This is a genomic window from Pseudoalteromonas sp. US3C1004, from assembly GCF_048401065.1.
In the GTDB taxonomy this organism is placed as follows: domain Bacteria; phylum Pseudomonadota; class Gammaproteobacteria; order Enterobacterales; family Alteromonadaceae; genus Pseudoalteromonas; species Pseudoalteromonas undina.
On record NZ_CP183073.1, the window covers coordinates 213,427 to 234,336 of the forward strand.

At 39.0% G+C, this 20,910-nt stretch carries 17 protein-coding genes; 12 read left to right on the forward strand and 5 right to left on the reverse strand.

What is annotated here, in order from left to right:
- Positions 1-71 precede the first annotated feature (71 nt).
- The 3 genes from rpe to trpS are packed head-to-tail and all read left to right on the forward strand — an operon-like array spanning position 72 to position 2,458.
- On the forward strand, positions 72-755 hold the full coding sequence (gene rpe / locus ACNSN3_RS00935; RefSeq protein WP_010390446.1) for a ribulose-phosphate 3-epimerase: 684 nt from the start codon (positions 72-74) through the stop codon (positions 753-755).
- Positions 755-1,420, forward strand: a complete 666-nt coding sequence (locus ACNSN3_RS00940) for an HAD-IA family hydrolase (protein WP_138594443.1) — start codon at positions 755-757, stop codon at positions 1,418-1,420. Before rpe ends, ACNSN3_RS00940 begins: the two co-directional genes overlap by 1 nt.
- A 33-nt stretch (positions 1,421-1,453) precedes the next feature.
- Complete coding sequence (trpS, locus tag ACNSN3_RS00945) at positions 1,454-2,458, forward strand: tryptophan--tRNA ligase (protein ID WP_054202539.1); 1,005 nt, start codon at positions 1,454-1,456, stop codon at positions 2,456-2,458.
- Between the two features lie 121 nt (positions 2,459-2,579).
- Here the strand turns inward: trpS and ACNSN3_RS00950 are convergent, their stop codons facing one another.
- Positions 2,580-3,500 carry a TraB/GumN family protein gene (locus ACNSN3_RS00950; RefSeq protein ID WP_054202538.1) on the reverse strand — a complete coding sequence of 307 codons (921 nt, stop codon included), beginning with the start codon at positions 3,498-3,500 and terminating at the stop codon, positions 2,580-2,582.
- Positions 3,501-3,527: 27 nt separating this feature from the next.
- Positions 3,528-3,878 carry a hypothetical protein gene (locus ACNSN3_RS00955; RefSeq protein ID WP_138594441.1) on the reverse strand — a complete coding sequence of 117 codons (351 nt, stop codon included), beginning with the start codon at positions 3,876-3,878 and terminating at the stop codon, positions 3,528-3,530.
- Between the two features lie 282 nt (positions 3,879-4,160).
- On the opposite strand from ACNSN3_RS00955, the gene ACNSN3_RS00960 reads away from it, so the two are divergent.
- The gene (locus tag ACNSN3_RS00960; RefSeq protein ID WP_054202536.1) at positions 4,161-6,305 is read left to right on the forward strand and encodes a transcriptional regulator; all 2,145 of its coding nucleotides are present in this window, start codon (positions 4,161-4,163) and stop codon (positions 6,303-6,305) included.
- A 140-nt stretch (positions 6,306-6,445) separates the two neighbouring features.
- Here ACNSN3_RS00960 and ACNSN3_RS00965 read toward each other — a convergent pair whose 3' ends face one another.
- Both ACNSN3_RS00965 and uvrA read right to left on the reverse strand, forming a co-directional pair.
- Entirely contained in the window at positions 6,446-7,507 is a 1,062-nt protein-coding gene (locus tag ACNSN3_RS00965; protein ID WP_054202535.1) for a hypothetical protein, read from the reverse strand.
- Positions 7,508-7,532: 25 nt separating this feature from the next.
- On the reverse strand, positions 7,533-10,358 hold the full coding sequence (gene uvrA, locus ACNSN3_RS00970; protein ID WP_075170529.1) for an excinuclease ABC subunit UvrA: 2,826 nt from the start codon (positions 10,356-10,358) through the stop codon (positions 7,533-7,535).
- A 163-nt stretch (positions 10,359-10,521) separates the two neighbouring features.
- Between uvrA and ACNSN3_RS00975 the strand changes: the two genes are divergently transcribed.
- From ACNSN3_RS00975 to ACNSN3_RS00985, 3 genes are all read left to right on the forward strand, one after another.
- On the forward strand, positions 10,522-11,889 hold the full coding sequence (locus tag ACNSN3_RS00975; protein WP_418608192.1) for an MFS transporter: 1,368 nt from the start codon (positions 10,522-10,524) through the stop codon (positions 11,887-11,889).
- Between the two features lie 20 nt (positions 11,890-11,909).
- Positions 11,910-12,611 (forward strand): single-stranded DNA-binding protein, encoded by a 702-nt coding sequence (gene ssb / locus ACNSN3_RS00980; protein WP_008467569.1) that lies wholly within the window; start codon positions 11,910-11,912, stop codon positions 12,609-12,611.
- Between the two features lie 344 nt (positions 12,612-12,955).
- Positions 12,956-14,602: an EAL domain-containing protein gene (locus ACNSN3_RS00985; RefSeq protein WP_418608194.1), complete on the forward strand. Its 1,647-nt coding sequence runs from the start codon at positions 12,956-12,958 to the stop codon at positions 14,600-14,602.
- 4 nt (positions 14,603-14,606) lie between these two features.
- Here the strand turns inward: ACNSN3_RS00985 and ACNSN3_RS00990 are convergent, their stop codons facing one another.
- Positions 14,607-15,515, reverse strand: coding sequence for a 1-aminocyclopropane-1-carboxylate deaminase/D-cysteine desulfhydrase (locus ACNSN3_RS00990; protein ID WP_055012253.1), 909 nt, complete (start codon positions 15,513-15,515; stop codon positions 14,607-14,609).
- Between the two features lie 335 nt (positions 15,516-15,850).
- Here ACNSN3_RS00990 and ACNSN3_RS00995 point away from each other — a divergent pair, with 335 nt between their 5' ends.
- From ACNSN3_RS00995 to ACNSN3_RS01015, 5 genes are all read left to right on the forward strand, one after another.
- Positions 15,851-17,848 carry an SUMF1/EgtB/PvdO family nonheme iron enzyme gene (locus ACNSN3_RS00995; RefSeq protein WP_418608196.1) on the forward strand — a complete coding sequence of 666 codons (1,998 nt, stop codon included), beginning with the start codon at positions 15,851-15,853 and terminating at the stop codon, positions 17,846-17,848.
- 135 nt (positions 17,849-17,983) lie between these two features.
- Positions 17,984-19,027 carry a rod shape-determining protein gene (locus ACNSN3_RS01000; RefSeq protein WP_008113726.1) on the forward strand — a complete coding sequence of 348 codons (1,044 nt, stop codon included), beginning with the start codon at positions 17,984-17,986 and terminating at the stop codon, positions 19,025-19,027.
- On the forward strand, positions 19,027-19,869 hold the full coding sequence (mreC, locus tag ACNSN3_RS01005; protein ID WP_010390466.1) for a rod shape-determining protein MreC: 843 nt from the start codon (positions 19,027-19,029) through the stop codon (positions 19,867-19,869). Before ACNSN3_RS01000 ends, mreC begins: the two co-directional genes overlap by 1 nt.
- Entirely contained in the window at positions 19,862-20,341 is a 480-nt protein-coding gene (gene mreD, locus ACNSN3_RS01010) for a rod shape-determining protein MreD (RefSeq protein WP_010390467.1), read from the forward strand. The genes mreC and mreD overlap by 8 nt, the downstream gene beginning before the upstream one ends.
- The gene (locus ACNSN3_RS01015; RefSeq protein ID WP_138621339.1) at positions 20,341-20,910 is read left to right on the forward strand and encodes a Maf family protein; all 570 of its coding nucleotides are present in this window, start codon (positions 20,341-20,343) and stop codon (positions 20,908-20,910) included. Before mreD ends, ACNSN3_RS01015 begins: the two co-directional genes overlap by 1 nt.

Consider the following 20,910-nt stretch of genomic DNA (forward strand, 5'->3'; position numbering starts at 1 on the left):
AAGGTGTTACTTGGGTAACATCGTTAATTAAGTTACATTAACGCCATAAATTATTCATTAATGGATTAGCGATGCTCAACTGTGAACAAAAATACTTAATAGCGCCCTCAATATTATCTGCAGATTTTGCACGCCTTGGTGAAGATGTCGACAAAGTGTTAGCTGCCGGAGCTGATGTTGTCCATTTTGATGTAATGGATAACCATTATGTCCCTAACTTAACAATAGGCCCAATGGTGTGTAAAGCACTTCGCGATTATGGGATTAAAGCCCCTATTGATGTTCATTTAATGGTAAAACCGGTAGATAGCTTAATTCCACAATTTGCCGAGGCGGGTGCATCAATTATTACCTTTCATCCAGAAGCCAGTGAGCATATTGACCGTACTTTGCAATTGATAAAAGATCAAGGCTGTCAGGCTGGCTTAGTGTTCAACCCTGCAACAAGTTTAAGTTACCTCGATCACGTGATGGATAAAGTAGATGTGATCTTATTAATGTCAGTAAATCCTGGGTTTGGTGGACAAAGTTTTATTCCACAAACACTGGAAAAACTGCGAGAGGCAAAGCAACGCATTATTGATTCAGGGCGTGATATTCGTTTAGAAGTTGATGGCGGTATTAAAGTAGATAACATAGCTGCAGCGGCTGAAGCGGGGGCTGACATGTTTGTTGCAGGCTCTGCTATTTTTAATCAGCCTAACTATAAAAGCGTAATTGATGAAATGCGCCAACAATTAGAAAGTATTAAATAATGAAATATGATGCTGCACTATTTGACTTAGACGGCACGCTAGTTGATAGCGTGTATGACTTATATATGGCCTTAAATCTTACGCTAAGTGATTTAGCGTTTCCCATAGTTAGTCAGCGATTAGTTGAAAGCTGGGTAGGTAATGGCATAGAGGTGTTAGTAAAGCGAGCTCTATGCGGTGATATGCAAATTAGTGAACACCTTGATGAAGCATTAAGTGAACGAGCTATTAAGCTTTTTTATCAACATTATAGTGAGCAGGTTGGTGAATACAGCGTATTATATCAGCATGTTGAAACTGGACTCGCAGCCCTTAGTGGTATGCCCAAAGCACTTATTACCAATAAGGCACGCCGCTTTACTGAACTACTTTTAGATAAACTGGCTATTCGCAGTCATTTTGAAGTAATTGTTTGCGGTGACGACATGGCAAAAAAACCGTCACCTGAGCCACTCCTATTTGCTTGCAATACATTGAATGTTTTGCCAAATAAAGCCATTATGATTGGTGATTCAAAGAGTGACATACTAGCAGCACAAGCCGCTAATATTGATGTGATAGCCCTCACATACGGCTATCATCAAGGAGAGCTGCTAGGGGATTATAATCCACAGTACCTATGCGATAACTTCTTAGCTATAATACCGACACTAACGCAGCGTTAAGCATTTCAAATTAAGTAAAAATAAAGGAAAATCATGAGTAAACCAGTAGTATTAAGTGGCATGCAGCCAACCGGTGGTATGACAATAGGCAACTATGTTGGCGCTATTAACCAGTGGGTTAAGCTACAGGAAGAATATGATAGCTACTTTATGCTTGCCGACTTACATGCAATTACTGTACGCCAAGACCCTGAGTTATTACGTGCTCGCGTTTTAGATGGTGTTGCTTTATATACGGCGTGTGGCATTAACCCAGAAAAAGCGGCATTATTTGTTCAATCTCAAGTGCCAGAACATGCACAACTTGGTTGGGTATTAAACTGTTATGCGCAAATGGGTGAGCTTAATCGCATGACCCAGTTTAAAGATAAGTCGGCAACGCATGCAAATAATATTAATGTGGGTTTATTTGCTTATCCAGCTTTGCAAGCAGCTGACATTTTATTATACCAAGCTGATAAAGTACCAGTTGGCGAAGATCAAAAGCAGCACCTAGAGTTAACTCGTGATATTGCGAATCGTTTTAATAATGTATATGGCGACATTTTTACGCTGCCAGAACCTTATATTCCTGAGTTTGGTGCGCGAGTTATGAGCTTGCAAGATCCGCTGAAGAAAATGTCTAAATCTGATGAAAACCCAAATGGTTTTATTATGATGTTAGACGAGCCGAAAAAGATTGAGAAAAAGCTTAAAAAAGCGGTTACCGACTCAGACGAACAAGCACGCATTTATTTTGATCGTAGTGAAAAGCCAGGTGTTTCTAACTTACTTACCTTATTAAGTGTTGCGACTAAGCGTTCAATTGACGAGCTAGTCCCTGAATACGAAGATAAAATGTATGGTCACTTGAAAAAAGACACCGCAGCAGCTGTTGTCAGCATGATAGAGCCAATTCAGGCTCGTTTTAAAGAAATACGTGAAGACCAAACGTTATTAAATGACATTATGAAAATGGGTGCAGAGAAAGCCAGTGCCCGTGCTGAGAAAACATTAAAAGCAGTTTATGATGCGGTTGGGTTTATTCCACGCCCATAAGCCTGTTTTTTGCAGATACAAAAATGCCGCTAATTTAGCGGCATTTTTTATATTACGCTGATTAACATTAAAAAGCTAAATATAGACAAAAGTAACAATGCTTGCTTGTCTGTTTTATCCATTACTCGGCCTTAGCGATTGTTTTGAAAGTTGTATTGTTAATATCAACTAAAGATACTTGGTAGCCTTTATTTTCAAGTAATGTCAGTAAGCTATCTTCTCCGGCGAGGTGGCCTGCTCCCACAAGTACGAATTCACTTTTATCGTTGTTAAACATTTGTTCCACTTTAACTAACCAGTTATTGTTTCTATCAGTCATTAATTGTTTATAAGTTGCAGGATCATTTTTTTGCATCGGTTCAAGTGCTACTGTGTAGAGCGATTGCGTATCACCTTTACGCCAAGCTGAGAGTAATTTTTTAAACATCACACCGTAATTATCAAACCCAGCTAAATTATTTTTGATAAAGTCATTTTCGCTACCTTCACCCATAGTCTTAAATAACTCTAACTGAAACGCCATAGTCTCTAAGTATTGTTGTTCTTTATTATCTGAGGTCGCTTTTTTAGTAAAGTAAGCGTCAACGCCTTCACCCATTAAATTTTGTTTTTGCAGCTCCATCGACATCAGCACAATACTAACCATTGCAGGACGAAAGTTATCTAATTTAGTTAGGTTTGCACCAAACTCAGCCAGCTTTTTTTCTAATGCGAGCTTTACCTCTGGAGTTAGCTTTTGGCTCAATGTTTCATTATTTTCATAAGATAGTGCGCTCAACATTTTCATTTGTGCTTGTGCATCGCTAGGATCAGGTATTGGTGCTTCTAATACAATCGTATCTGCTTGCTTATAGGCGTGGTTAAACTCCACTGGTAGAGGCATCTCTGACTTAGGTAAAATGTGTACTGTGCCGCCAATAAATAATGAGTCATTTCCTTTACTCACTTGCCACACTGAACTTTGTGCTTGTACAGTCGTTGCTAATAAGCAGCCGCTCAATAATACGGTTGCTGAAAGAACTTTTTTAGTAAATGTATTCATAACACTTCCTTAATGTAATTTTATTTATTATTGATTGGTTAAAATAGTGCTTATATAAGTTGTTAGTGACGACGTTATTTTTGAAAGGTTACTATCAATTTTTGAGTTCATCTTGTTGATGGACGATTCAAAGTCGGTTGCAATTTGGTTCTCTATACTAGTAAATAATGTTTCAGTGTTTACTTCATGCTTGATGAGTGAGTCAGTGTTGGTAGCATAAATTATTTGATTGCTATTGATGACTATTTCACCGGCTGCACATTGATCTGAATTGGTTAGTAGCGTGTTGTTTTTACTTTCTGTAGCGACTGCAGAGGCTGTACTAAATACTGTTGCTAATAAAATTATGGGTAATACTTTTTTAATTGCGTTATTCATAATGAAACCTTTTTTATGTTTAAAAGTCAGCTTAATTACTATTAAAAAGTCGTGTTTAGTAAGCTGCTTGTTGATGACGTTTTAAAGAATATCGCTAAATTTATCTAGAGTCGCTTATCTAGTTGTGAGTGATTTATTTATAAGGTTTTTATTTTTTTTGTTGTTTTAAATTAGAGAGTTAATCACAAACCTTATCTGTGAATATAAGGTTTTAAATTAACCTAGCTATATTAAAAAGTGTACCTGTGGTAGGGTTGTTGAAAAATAAAAATATGTAAAACTATGAATTATCAAATCGGACCTTGGCAATTTATTAGTAATCGCTGTGTGATTACTTCAAACAATATGGAAAGGGAATTAGACCCACTTTTAGTAAAGCTATTACTGCACTTTATAAATAAGCCTCAACATATTGTTTCTCGACAAGAGCTTATTGAAAGTGTGTGGCAACAGAGCTTTGTTGATGATAATGCGATTAACCGTGCAATCTCAGAGTTAAGAAAGCAGCTTGCCCACCCAACTGAAAAAGCACCGCTTTTAAAAACTCATTACCGTAAAGGTTACAGTCTAACCGTAATACCAGAGCGTTTAACGCAAACAAGCGTTTTTGAAGAGCCTGCAAACTTTTTGCCTGACTCACCGGATTTTTTTGCCAAAAATGAAGAGGTAGTGACTGCAACTACTTCTCAACCGGTTCAAAGAACGAATAGTAAAAAGTTTTTGATCTATTCTTTAGTCGTCATTATTTGTCTGTGCTTTTTAGTATGGTTAGGGTTGTTTTTTATTAATGCACCTTCTAGCGAAAAGATTAAACAGATCACGGTTAATAAGGTAGCAAGCACGTGGAATATAGGTAGTGAAGTTCACCCTGAATTATCCTCAGATAAACAATATTTAGCTTACACCAATATAGAACCTGAAAATGACGTAATGCATGCATTTGTAAAGCGACTATCTGATCAAAGGGAAGTTGAAATTACCTATCCTGGCTTTCAGGTATCTATTTTATCGTGGCAATTAAATCAGCACTCAGTGTTATTACAAGCTACCAATTTAAAACAACAAAAGTGTGAAATGGTACTCGTTGATCTAAGCCAGTTTCCTGTTATAGGGGAGGCTACCTCTATTAAAAAGTGTGACTTTAGATACACAGGTTATGCGCAAGTAGACGAAAGTGGTGAGCATATTTATTACACCGAATATAAAAATGAGCATGATGGTTCAGGCTTATATAAATTTGATTTAGAACTTAAAAAAGAGTTTATAGTGATCCCACCGCCAGGTGTAATGTACGGCGCGATCATGCCGCGTTTATCTCAATCTGGTAATAAAATAGCGTATATACTTAGTCAAAAGGGTAAGCCTTTTTCTGTATTTAGTTACGACTTTGAAACCCACGAAACCAAGCGCTTATTTAAAGCAAAGAAAAGTATAATTAGCTTCGCGTTTGACTGGCTTGCAGACGATAAAGGCATAATAGTATTTGAAGGAACACAGCTTTCAACCATTATATTTGATGAAAAAAACACTGTTAAAAATACACTAACAGTAACCCCAAATATAACTCCTTATTATATAGCAGTGCACTCTGCCAATAGTCTTTTTTATTCAGAGAATAAAACCCAATCATACTCGCTAATTAAAGTAACAGACACTTTTGGCGATACACCTAAATATGAAACGCTCTATAAAAGTGATAAAGACGACTACAACATTATTGAAATAGTTAATAAAGAAGGGCCTGCGCATGTTTTTGTATCTGAGCGTTCTGGCAGCAGTCAATTATGGCTCTCTCAAAATGGTTTTACAAAGCAACTCAGCTTTTTTAATTATGATGATGCCCCTTCGACTTTTGCATTAGGAATGCTCCGAGCTTCTCCCAATAAGCAGCGCATAATGTTCATAAAAAATAAAAGCTTTTTATTTTATGACGTAAACACTCAAAAAATTTATCCATTAGAAGAATTTAATAAACATAAAATAGTAAGCTATATTTGGTCAAAAAATAACGAAAGCATTATTTATATTAAGCGCCTTGGTACAAAAAATATATTGGCAGAGTTTAATTTACTAACTCGTGATACTCATGTAATAGAAGGAATAAAAGCGAATAAACTCATTTCAGATAGTAAAGGTAACGGCTACGTAACCAACGATAATCAGTTAATTCGCTTATCCGATAGGCAAAGCTGGGAATTACCTAAAAATGCCAAAAAGTCAGTTGCATATGGGATCAGTAAAGACTATTTCTATTATTCAGATTCTATTTCAAGAATCGCTAGACTAAATTTACAAGATCAAACCATACAAGATACACACGTGGACTTTCGACCTATTGGTTTTGAGGTAAACGAAAGCAATGAAATATTATTTACGGGATCTAAGTATAAAGATATGCAAATAGTACAAATTAGTTGGGGCGAATAGCGCTATTCATTATACCGAGAAAGCCAGTGCCCGTGCTGAGAAAACATTAAAAGCAGTTTATGATGCGGTTGGGTTTATTCCGCGCTCATAAGCCTGTGTTTTTATCTGCAAAAATGCCGCTAATTTAGCGGCATTTTATTTTAATGTTTCATAGCTGAAATACCGGCAGATTCACAGGCTCTAACTATAAATTGATAGCCATAAGGCATACTTTGATCAGGCGTTATTTCAACAATTTCGTAATCATTGAGCTCAATTGACTTACTCTCTTTTGACTTTTTACAGCGAGAGTAGCTATCTGCTTCATAACTATAGGCAAACATAGCAATTAAGCGTTTACTGCGCTCAAAGTAGCCTTTAGTATCTAAAAACTGCTTAACTGTCTGGGTATTATCGTCTTCGCCTTCTAAGCGAATACCAAATGTTTTTGTCTGAGTTTTGTCATTGTCTGAAGAGGGAAGTTTTTTTTCTATCTGTTCACTTAACTCTTCTATTGCTTGTTCCTGTTCTGCGGGTGACTTATTCGCAATAGACTTACTATTTTCAAAATTCTTTACGATGTCGTTTAATACTTTTTCAGGCGGTTTGTCATCAATGAACGCGATTAAACTTACAAACACCACAGTAGCTAAAAAAAAGCGCGTAAATGCAGTGAGAAGCGGCGAATAGCTTTGACTGATAAATTTAATACGATCAGAGCCAAAGGGTTTTATAAGCAGTAAAACGATGATGTAAAATGGCAAAATAAGCTGTAAGCCGAGTAAGGTTGCTAGGGTTATCCCCAGTGTCCAAGGCGGTAAATATAATAAAGTGGCAAAGTTGTGGGTGTAGTTAAAATGATTAGCTGATACTTGCGTTACTTCATTCACTATACCGCTTGCACCTGCTAGAACAAAGTTAGCAATACTGGCATAAAATACCAAAATAAGTGCTTTGCCAGCGAGTGAATTCCAGAGCTGATTAAACTTGGGCCAAAACTCTACGATCAGTGCAACAATGGTGATGCTGGCGCACAACCAGGTTAACTTAAAAATAGCTAAACTTATAAGTGCAAGAAGGTAAAGCTTTTGCGCGGTGTTAAGGTTAAACCATATGCTTTTTATATGACTCAGCAGTTTAATTTGGTGTGGTTGCCAGCTTTTTTGCTGTTGCTTAAACTGTTTATTAGCACGCCATTTTGCAACTTTTAAATACCTTAACACCGGCTTTCCTCAAAGTGTATTACCGCTATTTATTTAATAGCGGTTTTAAGTAGTGCCCAGTATGTGAGCGCTGACATTCCGCCACTTCTTCTGGTGTGCCTGCAATCAGTATTTCACCGCCGCCAGCTCCACCTTCAGGGCCTAAATCAACGATCCAATCGGCAGTTTTTATTACATCTAAATTATGCTCAATTACTACAATGGTATTGCCATGATCGCGTAGGCGATGAAGCACCACTAATAACTGTTCAATATCAGCAAAATGAAGTCCCGTGGTTGGCTCATCAAGAATGTACAATGTTTTTCCAGTATCACGCTTAGAGAGCTCACGTGCTAACTTAATTCGCTGTGCTTCACCACCAGAAAGTGTTGTAGCGGCTTGGCCTAAACGAATATAAGAAAGTCCAACATCCATTAGGGTTTTAAGTTTACGTGCTATAGCCGGTATTTTATCAAAGTAGTCATGGGCATCTTCAACGGTCATGTCGAGCACTTGGTTGATGTTTTTGCCTTTATATTGTACTTCTAAGGTTTCGCGATTATAACGTTTACCCTTACACACATCACACGGTACATATACGTCTGGTAAGAAGTGCATTTCTACTTTAATAACGCCATCACCTTGGCATGCCTCACATCGCCCACCTTTAACATTAAAGCTAAAGCGACCCACTTTGTAACCACGTGAACGGGCTTCTTGAGTACCTGCAAATAGCTCACGAATACCAGTGAAAATACCAGTATAAGTGGCAGGGTTTGAACGCGGTGTGCGGCCAATAGGACTTTGGTCAATATCAATTACTTTATCAAAGTGCTCAAGTCCTGCAATTGATCCATAAGGAGCTGCTTCTGCAGTAGTTGCACCGTTGAGTTCAGTGTGGGCAAGTTTAAACAAGGTATCGTTAATGAGTGTAGATTTACCCGAACCAGATACGCCGGTAATACAGGTCATTAAGCCAAATGGTATTTTTAAATCAACATTTTTTAAATTATTACCCGTTGCTCCAAACAGCTCTAGCCATTTATCGTTAGTAGCATGGCGCTCTTTAGGCACTTCAATTTTACGTACGCCGGATAAAAACTGGCCGGTAACCGAGTCTTTGCTTGCTAAAATATCATCGCGCGTACCTTGAGCAATAACATGTCCGCCATGTACGCCAGCACCTGGGCCAATATCAATAATATGATCAGCGGCGCGAATGGCGTCTTCATCGTGTTCTACAACAATAACGGTGTTACCCAAATCGCGTAAATGAACTAAGGTTTTCAATAAACGGTCGTTATCACGTTGGTGCAAACCAATTGAAGGTTCATCCAGTACATACATAACACCCACTAACCCAGCACCAATTTGACTCGCTAAGCGAATACGCTGTGCCTCACCGCCAGAAAGTGTGTCGGCGCTACGCTCAAGTGATAAGTAATTTAGACCTACATTAATTAAGAACGATAGGCGATCGCGAATTTCTTTTAGAATTTTTTCGGCGATTTGGCCTTTTTGCCCAGTTAAATGCAAACCTTCAAAAAAGCTCATCGCCTCACCAATACTCATATGCGTAATGGTTGGCAAGTTAGTTTGACCAATAAATACATTGCGTGCTTCTTGGCGCAAACGTGAGCCTTTACAACTAGGGCATGCTTGGCTGGTTTGATATTTGGCTAGTTCTTCACGCACTGAGTTTGATTCAGTTTCACGGTAGCGGCGGTTCATATTGTTTAACACGCCTTCAAATACATGATTACGTGTAATTAAATCACCGCGGTCATTACGGTAATTAAATGCAATTTTAGTATCACCAGAGCCATCTAAAATAATTTTTTTATGTTCTTTTGCAAGCTCTTGATAAGGAACATCTAAATCAAACTCGTAATGCTGTGCAACCGCTTGTAACATTTGATAATAGTAAAAGCTGCGTTTATCCCAGCCTTTAATTGCACCGCCAGCTAAACTTATTTCAGGGTTATGAACCACGCGATTAGGGTCAAAGTATTGTCTTACGCCTAAACCATCACAGCTTTGACAAGCCCCTGCAGGGTTATTGAACGAAAATAAACGCGGTTCAAGTTCGGTCATCGCATAGCCACAGGTTGGACAGGCAAAATTTGCTGAAAACAGCATTTCTTCAGCACTGCTATCGTCCATAAAAGCAATGTTGGCAACGCCGCCTGACATTTCAAGTGCCGTTTCGAATGATTCCGCAAGGCGTTGTTGCTGGCCGTCTTTGACTTTAAAGCGATCCACCACGACTTCAATAGTATGCTTTTTATGTAAATCTAGCGGTGGTGGATCGGATAAGTCGCATACTTCACCATCTATACGAGCGCGAATGTAACCTTGACTGGCAAGCTGTTCTAATAGTTTTACATGCTCACCTTTACGGTCTTTAACAACAGGAGCAAGTAGCATTAACTTAGTGCCTTCAGGCAGCGCTAATGCGGTATCGACCATTTGACTAATTGTTTGCGCTGCTAAAGGAAGATCATGAGTTGGACAGCGAGGTTCGCCAACCCGTGCAAACATTAAACGCAGGTAATCGTAGATTTCAGTAATGGTTCCCACGGTTGAACGGGGATTATGCGAGGTTGATTTTTGTTCAATGGAAATAGCAGGGGAAAGGCCTTCAATATGATCTACGTCAGGTTTTTCCATTAATGACAAAAACTGCCTTGCATAAGCAGAGAGTGATTCAACATACCGGCGTTGCCCTTCTGCATATAGCGTATCAAATGCAAGTGATGACTTTCCTGAACCAGATAAGCCAGTGATAACAATTAGTTTATCACGTGGGATGGTTAGGCTGATGTCTTTTAAATTGTGCGTGCGGGCGCCTCGGACTTCAATGTTTTCCATGCTATCTCGTTTATTGCCAAAATTATTTGTTCAGTATCGCATAATACGCTGCAATATTAATCCTTGATCATTGAAAAAATCCTTAGTTATAGACGATTAATTATTGCCAAGCTTGTGGTAGAATCCTTGCCTAATTTTTTCACACAGTAAGATCACGCAAATAATGACCGCATCTTCACTTAATTCACGAGAGAAACGCGCCGCCGTATCGTTAGCGAGTGTGTTTGCATTTAGAATGCTCGGCTTGTTTATGCTGATGCCTGTTTTAGCTATTTATGGTCAATCGCTTGAAGGCTTTTCACCTATATGGATAGGTTTTGCAATTGGTGCGTATGGTTTAACGCAGGCCGTATTACAAATCCCAATGGGAAGACTATCCGATAAAATTGGCCGTAAAAAAGTGATTGTAGGTGGTTTAATTGTATTTGCTTTAGGCTCAGTGATTGCTGCTTTGGCCGAGTCTATACAAATGGTGACGGTAGGACGTGCCTTACAAGGTATGGGTGCTATCGCCAGCGCACTATTAGCGTTTGCATCAGACTTAAGCCGTGACGAACAACGACCAAAAGTCATGGCAGTGATTGGTATGAGCATAGGTATGAGCTTCGCCTTCGCTATGCTACTTGGGCCAATTGTGGCAGCTTCATGGGGTATAGCCGGAGTGTTTTGGTTAACTGCTATACTGGCTGTATTAGGAATTTTTATTGTCACTATGCTGGTGCCTAGTGCAATAAATAAAGCCCCTAAAGGCGATACACTTGCCAGCTTTAGTGACATTAAAAAGCTAATTAAACATCCGCAGCTTGCGCGTCTAAATGCAGGTGTATTATTGCTGCATTTAACATTGACGACTATTTTTGTAGTATTGCCAAGTCAACTAATTAAAGATGGACTTGTGGCTGAAAACCATTGGCAGCTTTATATCCCGGTTTTATTTTTAGCGTTTTTTTTGATGGTGCCAGTAATGATAGTGGCAATTAAAAAAGAGAAAGAAAAACAAGCCTTTATTGGTTCAGTGATGGTCTTAATAGTCAGTATGTTAAGTATGTCGATATGGGCCAATAGCGTTGTTGGTATTGCGGTTTGTATGCTGTTATATTTTGTTGCTTTTAACTTTTTAGAAGCCACTATGCCGGCTCTTGTGTCTCGTATTGCGCCTGCAAGCCAAAAGGGCTCCGCTATGGGTGGGTATTCATCTAGCCAGTTCTTAGGTGCTTTTTTAGGCGGTATGTTGGGTGGGTATGTAGCACAAACCACCAGTACGCAAGCTGTGTTTGCGGCGGCGGCACTTGTTGGGGTAATATGGCTTATTATTGCGTGGAAAATGCAAGTCCCACCGAAAAGCAAAGTTATTAGTTTAATGACCCAATTAGATTCTGAAGAGCAGGCACAAACACTAGCTTCTCAGTTAGTTGCTTTACCCGGCGTAATAGAAGCAACCGTAGTTCGCGATGAAAGTCGAAGCTACTTAAAGATTAATGATAAAGAATTTGACCTAGACCAAGCCCGAAGAGTGGCTGGTTTAATCTAACGTTTATAGGAGATGGTTCCATGGCACGCGGTGTGAACAAAGTAATTTTGGTTGGTAATTTAGGGCAAGATCCTGAAGTTCGTTACATGCCTAATGGTAATGGTGTAGCAAATATTACCTTAGCAACTTCAGACAGCTATAAAGATAAAAACACTGGCCAAATGGTTGATAAAACTGAGTGGCACCGTGTGGTATTTTTTGGCAAATTAGCTGAAATTGTAGGCGAATACTGCCGCAAGGGTTCACAAATTTACGTAGAAGGTAAGCTTCAAACTCGTAAATGGACTGACCAACAGGGCCAAGAAAAATACACCACAGAAATTGTTGTTGATGGTTTTACAGGTCAAATGCAAATGTTAGGTGCACGCGGTGGCGACCAACAAAGCGGTGGCTATCAAGGTAACCAAGGTGGTCAACAAAGTGGCGGTTATCAAGGTAACCAAGGCGGACAGCAAAGCGGTAGCTATGGTCAAAATAACCAAGGCCAGAATAGTCAGCAAGGCAGTTATGCTCCACAGCAACAATCTGCACCTGCCCAGCAGCCGGCTCCACAACAAAATAACCAGTACCAACCACAGCAACAAGGTGGCTTTGCACCTCAGCAAAATAATGCACCACAACAGCAAGGCGGGTTTGCACCTAAGCCGCAAAATGCACCGCAAGGTGGCGCATCTAACCCTATGGAACCAACAATCGACTTTGATGACGATATTCCGTTTTAGACAAAGACAAAGATAAAAATGTTTAAAAAAGAGCCCTGAGTAATCAGGGCTTTTTTATTGAGGCTAGTTACCATACCTTTCGCTTATCTTTAAATGAGTGAATAATCCTCATTTAAAATTTATACATTGTTTTAAGGTTTACAAAGCATAGCAACGTCAATCTGTTTAATTTGTAACAAACCTCCCACCTGTGCCATAAGATGCAGCTATTACTTATGACTAAATATAATGTTTATAAACATTAAGTATTAATAATAAAACAGCTACTAAACTTTTATGATTGGCTTGTGCAATTGCAAATAGTAGACAACACTTTAATAACTTATTTAATGAGCGGGTAAGTTATGAAAGCCAGTCAGTCTCAGTTTACCAATTACGCTAGTGCCTTATTTTACACTCTGTGTTTTATGCTATTTGTTATTTTTAATAGTGGTTTAAATTTAGTTTTACAATATCAAAATAAGCAAACAGGTATAGAACTCGCTAAGCAATTACAGCAGCCACTAGTTAATAAGCAACAACTTTTAGCAAATACACCTTTTACCCTAGCTCCAGATAAAGTTTCTGTTTATGTTAAGCAGCAAAAGCAATACTTCAGCTCTAATTCAAAAGGGGTATTGTTATATTCATGGCCTCTTTGGTATGCCTACAGTGACCTATTTATAATAATGAATGTGTTTATTTTGGCCATAATTTTTGCTGTTAGACGCGCTATATTACTCAAAATGAGAGTAAATAACTCAATGGTATTAAAGCGTAACCAAAGCGATGGCTATAAAAAAGTATGTTATACGCCTAAAACAATGCCTTCACTATCGGTATTAAAGACAGCAGCCATGGAGCAGAAAACAATTGGCTATAATATATTTGCACTCATTCAATGCGAATGTCATTTTGATATAAATACGGACTTACAAGCGACTCTTAAAGTATTACTAGCAAAGGATTTTACCAATACGGCTGTAATATCCGTTAAGTTATTAACAGCGGGTAATTTTGCTTTTACTCTCAAAGGGGTTAGTGCGATTGAGAAAGCAAATTGTGCTAAACATTTACATCAATGCATGCTTAACGCAGCCTATATTTTAGCCCCTAGAGTGGCTGACGAGAGTATAAAGTTAGGTGTGTGTACTTACTACTCGAATGCTGATCAGGTGATGGTGTATCAGCTTGCCAGATCGTCACTCACACTATCAATGCAAAGTAGAGTGAAGCATTATCATCAATTGGCACTCAATTGCAGTCATCTTAAGGTGGCTGATGAAAACTTGGTCAAGCAGGGAATTGAAAAGCAAAAATTAGCGATTTTATTTCAACCTGTATACGAGTTGGATAGTGGCACTATTATTAAACATCATGTTTTAATTAAAAGTAGCGATAAGACAAATAAACAACTATTTAATCAAGATTATATAAGTCAGTTTTACAATGAGGATGAGGCGCTATTACTAGACCAAGCAGTTGTTATGCAAGTTAAAAAACTGCTGTTAATAGAAAAGTCATCGTCTGTTATTAGTATTAAATTGCATCCTAAAAGTTGGTTTAATAGTGAGTTTTGGGGTTGGCTAAGTAAACATATGAATGAGTTGAAAAGCCTTCATACGTTACAGTTTTTGATAAATGAAGCTGATTTCTTAAATAACCAAGATCGGTTACAGGCTGCTTTTTCGGCCATAACAGCGCTCAACTTTAATATCGTTATAGATGAGGTTAGAAGTAGTAAAAGTATATTTAACTTCACCCATAATAAGCAAATAGTGGGGCTTAATTTGGCCTATGAACTTGTTCATGGAATAGATCATAATTATTTCCAGCAAAAATCTGTCAGGGGAATTGTGCATATTGGCAAGTTATTGAGTTTGCCGGTGGTGGCCTCAAGTGTAGAAACGTATCAGGAACTGCAATTTTTAAAAGCGATAGGTGTTAGTACTGCACAAGGGGGGTATTTTTCTGGATTGTTACCCGACTTCACTCAAGTTGCATTTCATTAGCTAATTAAACAAGTCCACGATATTTTAGCCCGTCTAAACCTTGCAGCCCACCTGTATGAATGGCAATAATTTTGCTGCCAGAGGGAAAGTAGTCGTTGTTAATGAGCTGCCAAAGTGCATACATCATTTTACCGCTGTAAATAGGCTCAAGTGGTAACTGATATTGTTGCAACATATATTGGCAAAACTGCCACAGTTCAGAGGTAAAACGACCATATCCGCCATCATGAAATTGTGTAAGTAATTGCCAATTACTTTGTGATTTAGCTCTAGGGCTAAGGGCTCGTATTTCGTCTCTCAGGTAGTCGGCTTGCTTTAAAACGGCAATACCTAGTAGGGTGCTTTTATTTGAGCTGCCCTCTATTAAGCCCGCCAATGTTCCACCACTGCCAGTAGGACAGATTAAGTAGTCGTGCTCAGGTAAACTTTGGGCGAGTTCTTTACATCCCTCTAAAGCAAACTCGTTAGTGCCTCCTTCAGGCAGAATATACGCATTGGGAAATCGAGCCTGTAATGCCGATAAGTATGCTTTATCATTTCGTTGTCGGTATTCTAATCGATTAACTACATGTAATTGCATGCCACATTGCTTTGCAAATTTTAACGTTGGATTATTGAGGTCAAGTTCAGGTCCGCGCACAATTGCGTGAGTTACTAGGTTAAATTCTTTTCCTGCGGCTGCACACGCGTGAATATGATTCGAAAAAGCGCCACCAAAGGTCAGTAACTCTGTTTTGCCTTGTTGTTGCATGCGAGCTAAATTGTATTTGAGCTTTCGCCATTTATTACCACTAATAACAGGGTGCAATAAATCATCACGCTTAATGTTTAACGTAATGTTTTTTTCTGCTAGCAATTTGTTACTAATTGGTTGTAAATAACTATGTTCATTAATATTGAATGGTATTGGCATTATCACTCTTTTTTATTAGTTACATGGTGAATGTGCTGTTTAATAGCGTTATTTTGACTTAAATTTTATTACTTAAGCAAATTAAAAAATATGAATACGCCGTTAAATTGGTATCTTTTGGGCGTAAATGGCAGATAAATATCGATGTTGTTAAATAAATTAGCTATTTAGTACAAATGAAACGGTTATTTACTGGCATGAAACGGGATAATAGTTGTAAACTGAGATAATAAATGAACAAAGCTTGTGTTTTGTGCTTCAAGTACATAGCATAAGGTTTTATTATAAAAAATAATAATAACCAAATAATTGCCGCTTTTTTGGGACTGGAATATATGCGAATTGCTCCTTTATCTCTGTTAATTTCTGCTAGCTTTTTTGCCAGCACAGTATTTGCACAAGATACAACTACTGTAAACAGAATTGAATCAGAGATTAATACGAAACAAACAGAATACACTCGTTCAACAACGATGCTCGATAAATATTTACAAGAAGAAAATCAGCTTCAAACCCAACTTGAATTGCTAAGAGCGCGTTCAACACAACTTGATAAAGAAAAAAATCAAGCGTTAGATGCGATGAATGATATGTACCGACGCTTAATTGATAACCCGTCGCTTGATATTACTTCTGCACAATCGCGTTATCAAAAAGCCGTTGTTGATCAAGAACAAAATAAAAATGATATTTCTATGCAATTGGCGGCAATTGCATCCCATCTAAAAGATATTGAGCAAATTCGCGCTGATAAACATGCACTTCAGAACACCATCGAAAGTTTAAAAGTGCAATACACTACTGCGCGTGTAGAGCGACTGCGCAATGAGTTTACCCGCGAGGGAACGCTCGAGGTCGATCATACCCTTAATTGTAAGCGTACTGAAACACTAGCGGCATGTGAACAACGCGGCCAGCAGGTGGGGCTGAAAAAAGCCACTAATCGCTTTTTAGATCAAATTTTTGAAAACCTTACAGAAAAACGTCTGGTTGAACCTAAGCGAGACATGTCAGGGGCACAAGTACAGATTTTAAGTAGTCACGTGATTAAGAGCGCATTTAGCGGCCAAGGTGATTACAACGTCAATTTAAGCGTTACTATGCGTGGAGATGTAAACAGTAGTCGTTTATGTCACTTATTAAGTGTAAATAACAGTTTTTGTTCAGAGTATGGTACCCCGCTGACAAATACTTATCAGCCAGCTTATAGCACTACTTTTTCTGATAGTCAGTTAACATTCAGCGATAATACGGATAATAAAGCGGTCGCTAAAATAGTTAATAAAAAGCCTAAAGTGGTCGCTGAACAAAAGAAAGATCAGTTAATTCAGTTAACTTTGCGTTCAAACGTACATGGTGATGAAGTTTTTATTAACGACATTAGTGTAGGTTCAACTCGCTTAGTAACAAGATTACCGCGTGGTTTGCATAAATTAGAAATACGCAAAGAGGGTTACATCCCTTATAAAGCACGTATTGACTTAAAAAAGACACGCACGCTTTTTGCTAAGTTAGAAAAAAAGTCAGAGTCGATTGCTGCACCGACTAAAAAGCGAGAGCAAATAATACAAGCAGATTGTCCTAAGGGAATGGAAGTTGATACGCAGCCACCAACAGTGGATTCGTCAGCCGTAATAATCCCAGTTGGCACATTTAAAATGGGCGATATTAACGGCAATGGACTGGAAAACGAGCGTCCTGTTGTTGAAAAAACGATTAGTGAATCTTTTGTCATGCAAAGTAAAGAAGTCACTGTTGGCGCATTTGAGAAGTTTGTAAACGAGACACAATACAAGACTGAAGCTGAAAAAGGCAAAGGCTGTGCTTATTATCTAAATGGTGAACCCGTTTGGGAAGCGAGCTTAAATTGGCGAGCTCCAGGGTTTGAGCAAACAAATGATTTTCCAGCTGTGTGTTTGACAAAAAATGATGCTACGGCTTACGCAGAATGGTTTTCTGATAAAACAGCACAAGTGTATCGTCTGCCAACTGAGGTTGAGTGGGAATATGCTGCGCGTGCAGGTACAGATACTGAGTACCCTTGGGGTAACGAAATTGGTAAAAACTTAGCAAACTGTGGTTGGTGTGGTAGCGAATGGTCAAACAAACGCACCGCACCGGTAGGATCTTTTTCTGCAAATGCATTTGGCTTATACGATACAGTGGGCAATGTATGGGAATGGACTAGTAGCACAGAGAATAAAAAAAATGCTGTGGTTCGTGGCGGCGCATGGAACTTTGCTCCTAGCCTCGCTCGTGCCTCAACGCGTTTAATCCTAGCGCCAGACTTTAGAGCTAATTACATTGGCTTTCGCTTAATGAGCGAACAATAATATTTAATGAGGAAGCACACGCTTCCTCTTTTTAATGATTACAAAGACGGCTGCGCTTTATATTGCTCATTACATTGAGAATGTTAAAGTAAGCGCAACTAAAATAAGAACGAATTTCAAAGGTCATCCAGCCTCATGTTTAAAAAACTCCGTGGTATTTTTTCAAACGATCTATCGATCGATTTAGGTACAGCCAACACACTAATTTATGTAAAAGAAGAAGGGATTGTATTAAACGAACCTTCAGTTGTTGCTATTCGTCAAGAGCGTGCTGGTGGACCTAAAAGTGTTGCATCTGTAGGTACAGAAGCTAAGCAAATGTTGGGGCGCACGCCTGGTAATATTAAAGCTATTCGTCCGATGAAAGATGGCGTGATTGCTGATTTTTATGTGACCGAAAAAATGCTACAGCACTTTATTAAGCAAGTGCACAACAATAACTTTATGCGACCAAGTCCACGAGTACTTATTTGTGTACCTTGTGGCGCTACACAAGTTGAAAAGCGTGCCATTCGCGAATCAGCGATGGGGGCTGGCGCTCGTGAAGTTTACTTAATTGAAGAGCCTATGGCTGCTGCAATTGGTGCTGGCTTACCGGTATCTGAAGCAACGGGCTCTATGGTTGTTGATATTGGTGGCGGTACAACCGAAGTGGCTATAATTTCACTCAATGGTGTTGTTTATTCGTCATCTGTTCGTATTGGTGGCGACAAGTTTGATGAAGCCATTATTAATTATGTACGTCGTAACTTTGGTAGCTTAATTGGTGAAGCCACAGCTGAGAATATTAAACACCAAATTGGTTCTGCATTTAAAACAGACGATCCAGTAGAAATAGAAGTGCGTGGTCGTAACCTTGCAGAAGGTGTTCCTCGTTCGTTCACACTTAACTCGCATGAAATTTTAGAAGCATTACAAGAGCCGCTAATGGGTATTGTAAGCGCTGTCATGGTTGCACTTGAGCAATCACCTCCTGAGCTGGCATCTGATATTTCAGCACATGGCATGGTGTTAACTGGCGGTGGCGCATTACTAAAAGATTTAGATCGCCTACTCATGGAAGAAACTGGCATTCCAGTAGTTGTTGCTGATGATCCACTTACATGTGTTGCTCGTGGCGGCGGTAAAGCGCTTGAGATGATTGATGTGCACGGTGGTGACGTTTTTAGTTACGATTAATGAAATCAATGTTTGAAAAAACAATCTCTTTGCAACTGCGACTTTTTGTCGCAGTGCTTTTGAGTATCGTATTGATCCTTGGGGATAGATACACTAAGGGCGGTGAGAATATTCGCACCAGTTTGAATACCTTAGTTAGTCCGCTCATTTATGTTGCTAATCTACCTTACGAAGTATTTAGCTTTAGCGCTAAGAGCTTGCACACCCGCGAACAGTTACAAACTGAAAATGAAGCCCTGAAAAAAAAGCAAATATTGCAGAGCGAGCAAATTCAGCAATATGAATTCTTAGCAAAAGAAAATCAAAAATTACGAGCCTTAATGGGCTCGTCTTCAAAACATACCAATCGTAAAATTATTGCTCAAGTACTTTCTGTTCACTCAAATCCTTATAGCCACCAAGTGGTGATAAATCGAGGAACCACCGATGGTTTAAGTGAAAGCCAAGCAGTGATTGATGATATGGGACTTGTGGGGCAGTTGACTAAAGTGGGCTCAACTACTTCAAGAGTATTATTAATTACCGATACCACCCATGCTACGCCTGTACGTATTTTACGTAATGACGTGCGAACAGTGGTTGAAGGTATTGGTAAAATTAACGTACTGAAACTGTCGCATGTGCCGCATAGTTTAGATGTACGTATTGGCGATGTGTTGGTTACCTCTGGCCTTGGTGGTACGTTTCCTGAGGGCTATCCGGTAGCGGTGATCACCGAAATAACCCGTGATGAAGGACAACCTTTTGCGCAAGTATTTGCTGAACCTATAGCTCAATTAGACCGAATTCGATTATTAGTCGTGTTATGGCTAAATCAGCAGGAGTTGATGGGAGATGATTAATCGCCATATGCTATTAATTGCGTTAAGTATTTTCTTTGCATTGGTAATGGCTTTGATGCCGTTACCCTTTTCACTTGAACCATTTCGCCCTGACTGGGTGCTGCTGGTACTTATGTACTGGTCTTTGGCTTTACCGCATCGCTTAAACATAGGTACGGCTTGGGTTGTTGGATTAGTGATTGATTTAGCGACCGGTTCTTCTTTAGGTGTAAACTCATTAACCTACTCAGTGTGTATTTTTGTTACGGCAAGTAACTTTCAAAAAATTCGCAATTTTTCATTGTGGCAACAAAGCCTTTTAATTGGCTTATTTTTAACGCTTTATCATTTAATGCAGTTTTGGTTAAATCATTTTTTACTTGGCGTTTATTTTAGCCCACATTACTTATGGCCTGTATTAACAGGTATGTTGAGTTGGATATGGGTATTTTTATTACTTAGAAAATACCGTAGACACTTTAGGATCAGATAATGACTTGCGCAGTATATTTAGCCTCCGCGTCTCCCCGCCGTAAAGAGCTTTTAACCCAGTTGGGTATCGAGTTTTCACAATTTAGTGTTGATGCCGATGAAAGCCAGCTTGCTAACGAACTCCCATATGATTATGTCGAACGTTTAGCGCGTTTAAAGGCACAAATGGGCGTAAAACAAGGATATACCGATCGGCCTGTTCTAGGTAGTGATACCGTGGTAGTGATGGATAATCAATCATTATGCAAGCCACGAGATAAAGACGACTTTACTCATACCTTAAAACGTTTATCAGGAAATACTCACCAAGTGTTAACTGCTATCGCTTTTGCCACACCAGAAAAAGTAATGAGTTGTGTTGTCAGTACTGATGTTACTTTTAAAATACTCAATGATGAAGAAATAGACGCTTACTGGCAAACGGGCGAGCCTCAAGATAAAGCCGGTGGTTATGGTATCCAAGGGTTAGGTGGACGCTTTGTAACGCATATTTCGGGTAGCTATTTTGCCGTTGTAGGCTTACCTTTATATGAGACAGAACAATTATTACATACATTCTTAAGAGGGTAG